Genomic DNA, 6057 nt, shown 5'->3' on the forward strand with positions numbered 1-6057 from the left:
CTATGCCCTTGTTCTTGTCATTCTTGTTATTCTCTATGGTGTTTATTTCTATTATACATCTATTCTTGGACAGAGCTTTGTTTTGAAGAAATACGATCCTTTCTTCAATGAAGCAACAAGGCCCAAAGAAAAAAATTAGAAATCAAGTAAAAAAAAAATTACCATTAAAATGGGGAACAGTAGAACTTAAGTTCAATCTCTATGGACAAGGAATAAATATCCTCGAATTCCGCGGTATTCCGAAGTCATGTGAAGAAATAAATGATTTCTAAACGAGATTATTCTTCTTTCTCATGCGTAAAACTAATAATTTAGATAAGTGGAAGGGTTACTTACAGGGCTGTTTAGATAAGTTTCCTGCTGAAGTAAAACTTCTCATTGATACAAATAATTCCAAAGATCAAATTCTCTCGTCTTTAAAGCTAATTTTCTTCTGCTGAGGAAGACTATAAATATACTAAAAAATGTTATTGATCTTCAAAGAAATCAAACTTCTGATTATTTAAAATACTTTGAACAAATAAGTTCATTGGAAATAAAATATAAGGATGTCCCAAAGAGCTTTTATAGTGCGACAAAGGGAAATTCATATCTGTCTCTTGTCCTTAGAATGTTTATGGGAATTGAAGTTCGAAATAAGAACTTAGTAAATAAAACATTGTCAGAGCTAATCAAAATTCCTCCTTTCTATCTGTTTTAGATATCGAGAATAAGGTGAAGTTCGAAGATCGTAAAAACTTGCGGATATTTATCTTGAGTACTTGAAAAAGCTTTGGGACTTTAATTGCGATGAAAATCTAAAAAAGATGTTTCTACAACGACAATTAAATATTGCAGATGAGCGGTTACAGAAGGTTGTCGATGACTTCTTTGCGGACTTCTTTGTCGATGAAGTTATTTTTAATAAGAATAATTACAAGTACACGATCTCATACCCAACATATTGGTTACCAAGTATTGAAAGTGAGTTTGAAAGAGTTCAATTTGCACAAAGATACTTCTCTTCTCCTGCCAGGTTGAAAATAAGAAATAGTGAATTTGGAATATTAAAGTACTATTTTCCAAGCAATGAGAAGTTTAGAAAAAAACTTGCTCTCGATATAAAAAATGATTTTTCTAATTTTCAAAATTATGAGATAGAAGCTCTACTAAACGCAATTGAGAACCAATCCTTTAAGAAGTATCTTTCAGGGTATAAAAAAGAATTTCAAAAGCCAACTTTCTCAATAAAGAAGAATATCTATCTTAGTGGAATAATGAGCAATAAGTTTGGATACTATGGCTTCTTTGAATTAATGAAATTAGGTTATGAAGATATGTTATTTCTTTGGTGGTTATTATGAGTCAAAAAATTTATATCTATCCAACTGATACTGTATGGGGAATTGGGGGAGATGCTTTTAAGGAGGAAACCTACCTTAAAATCTCTCAAATTAAACAGACAGATATTACAAAACCTCTCTCTGTTCTCTTTGATTCAACAGAGATGCTAGGTGATTATGTTGAACTTCCTCCAAAACTCCTAGAGATTATTGAAGACTTAAAGCATCTCGAAATTACTTTTGGAGTGGAGAAGAAATACTTTCACAAGTCTTTGCCTGAAATTCCTTTCCAATCAACGGACTTCATTTGTGTGCGAGTTTTAGGAAGTGAAATTATTAAAAATATCATCCAAGAAGTTAACTCACCAATAACGACGACAAGTTTGAATATCACTGGGGAATCTCCTATTGTGACGGAAGAGGCCGCAAAGGACTTCTGGCGTAAGTTTGCGCCTAACGAATTACTTGTTAGCTCAAGTGTCGGTGAAGAAGTGACTGGAAACTCCTCAACAATCATCATTCTCTCTGGAAATGAATACAAAATCCTTAGATCAGGAAATAGAGTAAAAGAAATTGAAGAGATTTTAGAGGATAGATTTAGCCGTCATGGTTAAGTACTCTCAACCTAGTTTCTACCGTTTCTCTAGAGACTCAATAGAACTTGCTAATCTCGTCGTTGAAGACGAGGTTAGTGGACATCTTTTAGATGTCTGTTGCGGTAGTGGCGTTATTGGGATTGAGGCCACGATTAAAGGAACTTTTAATTCTGTTACTTTTGTTGAACTTCAAGAAGATTACCTTTATCACATTAAAGAGAATTGTAAGAACTTTCTCAAAAATGTGCCGTATGACATTGAAGTTTGTGACGTGACTAAAATCAAGCTAGAGAGATCCTTTGATTGCATTGTCATGAACCCTCCTTATTTTTCTAGGAAAAGCTATAGGCAGTCGCCAAATATTCAAAAGGATATCTGCCGCAGCTATGATCCTGGAGCGATCTCTAAGATATTTGAAGCATCTATAAAGCTTTTGGCCAAAGAGGGAAGCTTCTATATTGTGATTAGGGATAATGAAGCTCTTGATGAAATTAAGAGTTGTATAAGAGAGAATCATGTTCTAGAAATTCGTCGCAAAGAAGATGGCCTCTTATTCCTCAGGATCAGACATCTGAATGTAAATTGATTTCAGAGATTCTCTTATCTCATCATCTTGAACATCACTTAAGAGTGTTTCGGCCTTGGCCATTAATTTCTTATATTGAGGGGACTGCTTGTGCCATTTTCTCTCAAAGGTCTCAACTTTTTCTTTCTTGATATTGGACTGCTGCTTCTTCTGTTGAAAATGACGATTGTCCGCTTGAAAAAATATCTTTCTTACCTGACCTTGGATCGCTGGAAAACTTGCATAAATCTTTTCGATAATTGCCTTTTCCATAAAAGAGAGTTGTTGTGCAAAGACAGGGTGAGAAGTGAGAACTGTAAGATTCTTATTCTTCAATTTTAGAGGAATAGTGTGCTCAACTAGTTTAGGCCCAACAACTTGGTCCCAGTTATTGATAAGTTCAAGAAAGTCGAAGATATCCGCAGATTTCTTTTCCTTATTTCTTGGAATTCTCGAAGAGAATTCATTATCTTTTAAGAGGTCTTTCACACTTTTCATAGGTGAGCATCATATAAGATTAGTCGCGTCAAATAAAGAAAAAATAGACGTTCCCTCGAGAGATAAGGCATAGTAGGTCTATGAGATATTTATTCTTATCTATCATTTCTCTTGGGCTTTTTATTTCTTGTGCAGGGTATAAAGTTCGTCATAATACTAATCCATTTGCTTCTCAAGGGGTGAATAGTGTGGCGATTCCGATGTTTATTAATAAAACGTCATTACCAGTTGTTACAGCCGCCTATACGAAGGCCATTCACGAAGTTCTATCAAATTACCCGGACCTAAGGGTGAATTCTGGTGAGCTTGAAAATGAAGACGCTGTAGTTTTAGGTGTTGTCAAACGAGTTCACGACAAGGAGATCAGTTTCACAGGTAGTACCTTGATGAATAACTCGCAACTAAGTGAGATTGGAGATAGAAATGCTTTCTATTTACCGACAACAGGAACCTATGATTTAAGAGTTGAGCTCTATATTTTAAAAAGACCAACGAAAGAAGAAATCGATTTCTTCGTAAATTATTTTAAATTTTCTAAGTCTGCTTTTCCTCGAACAATTTTTTCAAAAACTTTTGGAGTTTCTGGAAGCTACAATATTAGTAATGAAATTGGTGACATCGACAGTGCTGCTCCTGTAAGAGGGACACAGACTCGTGGGAATATGGTGAAGGCCCTAAGCGATAGTTCAGTAGCTTTGGCCAATGAGTTTAGAGAGGTTCTTTCTAATGCCTACTAAGAAAAAGAATCTAAAAATTCCATTTGGGCAGAATGCAAAAGTTCTCACAGAAATTGAACAAAGCACTATCGCTCTTTTTCAATTTCCAGATTGTTTCGTAGAAAGAATCATCATTCAGTCGCTAGAGAAAGACTTCACTAAAGTTTATGGTCCTGACTTAACAATTGGTTGGATAGAGGACAATCTCCTTTCACCAAGCTTATTTGGAAGTTCTGGTCCTTATATTGTCTTGGAATCAGACAAGCTGAATGCCAAGGTTAAGACTTATCTCTCAGAACTTGATTTTGACCACTATCTTGGTGGTGATAATAAGATCTTCTTTTTTAGTAATAAGAAGATTAATGACAAGGCATTTACTAAGGTTTTAGATCAAGTGACTTATGAAGGCCCAAAGTTTTGGGAGATGAATAAGTATGTTGATGTGATTGCTGATTTCTTTCAAATAAAACTCAATGCCCAAGTAAAGAATTATATTTCAAATACTGTTGAGGCCAGTGCTGAAAATTATTATAACGCACTGATGGTTATTTCGGCCTATAAAGATCAAGGTGAAATAACAATTGATTTGGTTAAGAAACTCATTAGGCCGCAACACTTAAATAATTTTGAACTGGCCGATCTATTCAATGGGAAGAATATGAAGAGATTCTTTATTTCTCTTCTTCTTATCGAAAATGATTACGATGTCTATCGTTCATTCTTTTCATTTATCCAAGGTCACATCATTAAAATCATCGATCCTGGCTATAGTGCTTCGAAGGCAAAGTTATCTAAGTATGATCAAGGTATTATTAACGCTTCCAGAGGTTGGAAGAAAGATGAGCTGATTAATTACTTGGAGCTTTTTACGAAGCTAGAGATTTTGGCCAAGCAAAGAAGCGAGTGGCTTCGCGATGAAATCCGTCTGAGTTACCTAAAGTATTAAAACTGGTCCACTAGAGTGGGGGTGGTAATTGCCTATCCCCATGAAATCACTTTTGAAAATTCATGATTTTTACAGCTGCTAAAAATATTAGTGAATAAGATATTGTTTTTTATCAAAATACTTTATCTTCATCCCCATTATTGTATAGCAGTTTAGAGATCTATATTTACTATTTTGAAAACAAGACGCAAAAAAGCAGAGTAGATGACTACTCTGCTTATTTATATAACCAACTATAAGTTGGTAGGTTTCAGCAATAATTAGATGTTGTTAACTTGAGATGCAAGTCTAGAAGTTCTTCTAGCTGCAGAATTTCTCTTGATAACACCATGCTTCGCAAGCTTAGCTAATTGCTTTTGTGCAGCAACTAGAAGTGAAGATGCGTTTTCTTTATTACCTTCTTCAATCGCCAGTCTTACTTTTTTAACAGCATTTTTAACTGAAGATCTTCTGATAGTGTTTCTTGCGTTTCTAACAATTGTTTGTCTTGCTCTTTTCTTTGCAGATTTGTGGTTTGCCACAATCAACTCCTAACGTTAACTATTTATTTTCTACTTTCAACATAATTTGAGACTGTTTTTATAGGGCCTATTAAAGCAAAAGGCAAGTCTTTTGTTATCAATCTCTGTAATTTGTCGCTAGGTGTCGTGTAAGAAGTCCACACTGGGCCCGGCTTTCGGCTGATTACTTTCATAATATCAATATGTTGCGTGGCCCAAAAAAGTTGTTAAAGAAGGGTCAAGTGTGTATGATCGTTGGGATTTTATCTGACAATTAATGAATAAATGAAAGGAGTTTATATGTCTTCAACTGAAGTAAAACTCATCGGTGTTGTGGGTGCGGGACAAATGGGTCGTGGAATTGCACAAGTTGCCGCTATGAGCGACTACCAAGTAGTCCTATTTGATATCAATCAAGAGGGATTGGATTTTGGTCACGGATTTATCAAGAAACAACTTGATAGAGGTGTAGAAAAAGGTAAGTGGGATAGCTCATTTGTTGAAAAAGCACTTGGAAATCTTAAGCCGACAACAAATATGAATGATCTTAAGGATTGTGATCTTGTGATTGAAGCCGCAACTGAAAATAAGAAGATCAAGTTCGAAATTTTCAAAAGCCTAGATGAAATCGTAAAAGATGATGCGATTCTTGCTTCAAATACTTCTTCTATTTCAATTACTGAAATTGCAGCAGCGACAAAGAGAGCGGAAAAGTTGCTGGAATGCACTTTATGAACCCTGTTCCTGTTATGAAACTTGTTGAAACTATTACGGGTCTAGAAACTGATGAAGAAACAATTCAGGCAGTTGAAGATGTGGCCGTTAAAATGGGTAAGACAGTTGTTAGAGCTGATGATGTTGCTGGATTTGCAGTGAATAGAATTCTTATGCCAATGATCAATGAGGCTTTCTAC

General features: G+C 35.2%; 8 protein-coding genes and 1 pseudogene. 7 read left to right on the top strand and 2 right to left on the bottom strand.

What is annotated here, in order from left to right:
• The first annotated feature begins 293 nt into the window (after positions 1–293).
• From M901_RS17470 to M901_RS06810, 4 genes are all read left to right on the top strand, one after another.
• Positions 294–440, top strand: coding sequence for a hypothetical protein (locus M901_RS17470; protein ID WP_157679891.1), 147 nt, complete (start codon positions 294–296; stop codon positions 438–440).
• Between the two features lie 366 nt (positions 441–806).
• The gene (locus tag M901_RS06800; RefSeq protein WP_157679893.1) at positions 807–1343 is read left to right on the top strand and encodes a hypothetical protein; all 537 of its coding nucleotides are present in this window, start codon (positions 807–809) and stop codon (positions 1341–1343) included.
• Entirely contained in the window at positions 1340–1936 is a 597-nt protein-coding gene (locus M901_RS06805) for an L-threonylcarbamoyladenylate synthase (protein ID WP_034721044.1), read from the top strand. The genes M901_RS06800 and M901_RS06805 overlap by 4 nt, the downstream gene beginning before the upstream one ends.
• Complete coding sequence (locus M901_RS06810; RefSeq protein WP_021277454.1) at positions 1929–2504, top strand: methyltransferase; 576 nt, start codon at positions 1929–1931, stop codon at positions 2502–2504. The genes M901_RS06805 and M901_RS06810 overlap by 8 nt, the downstream gene beginning before the upstream one ends.
• On the opposite strand, the gene M901_RS06815 is transcribed toward M901_RS06810, so the two are convergent.
• Positions 2469–2981 carry a DUF721 domain-containing protein gene (locus tag M901_RS06815; protein ID WP_021277451.1) on the bottom strand — a complete coding sequence of 171 codons (513 nt, stop codon included), beginning with the start codon at positions 2979–2981 and terminating at the stop codon, positions 2469–2471. The genes M901_RS06810 and M901_RS06815 overlap by 36 nt on opposite strands.
• A gap of 80 nt (positions 2982–3061) precedes the next feature.
• Here M901_RS06815 and M901_RS06820 point away from each other — a divergent pair, with 80 nt between their 5' ends.
• Both M901_RS06820 and M901_RS06825 read left to right on the top strand, forming a co-directional pair.
• Positions 3062–3718: a hypothetical protein gene (locus tag M901_RS06820; RefSeq protein ID WP_021277450.1), complete on the top strand. Its 657-nt coding sequence runs from the start codon at positions 3062–3064 to the stop codon at positions 3716–3718.
• Entirely contained in the window at positions 3708–4643 is a 936-nt protein-coding gene (locus M901_RS06825; RefSeq protein WP_021277449.1) for a hypothetical protein, read from the top strand. Before M901_RS06820 ends, M901_RS06825 begins: the two co-directional genes overlap by 11 nt.
• Positions 4644–4903: 260 nt before the next feature.
• On the opposite strand, the gene rpsT is transcribed toward M901_RS06825, so the two are convergent.
• Positions 4904–5164, bottom strand: coding sequence for a 30S ribosomal protein S20 (rpsT, locus tag M901_RS06830; protein ID WP_021277455.1), 261 nt, complete (start codon positions 5162–5164; stop codon positions 4904–4906).
• Between the two features lie 357 nt (positions 5165–5521).
• On the opposite strand from rpsT, the pseudogene M901_RS06835 reads away from it, so the two are divergent.
• Positions 5522–6057: pseudogene (locus M901_RS06835) on the top strand (3-hydroxyacyl-CoA dehydrogenase family protein); the annotation flags it as partial.

This window comes from Bacteriovorax sp. DB6_IX (genome assembly GCF_000447775.1).
Classification (GTDB): Bacteria; Bdellovibrionota; Bacteriovoracia; order Bacteriovoracales; family Bacteriovoracaceae; genus Halobacteriovorax_A.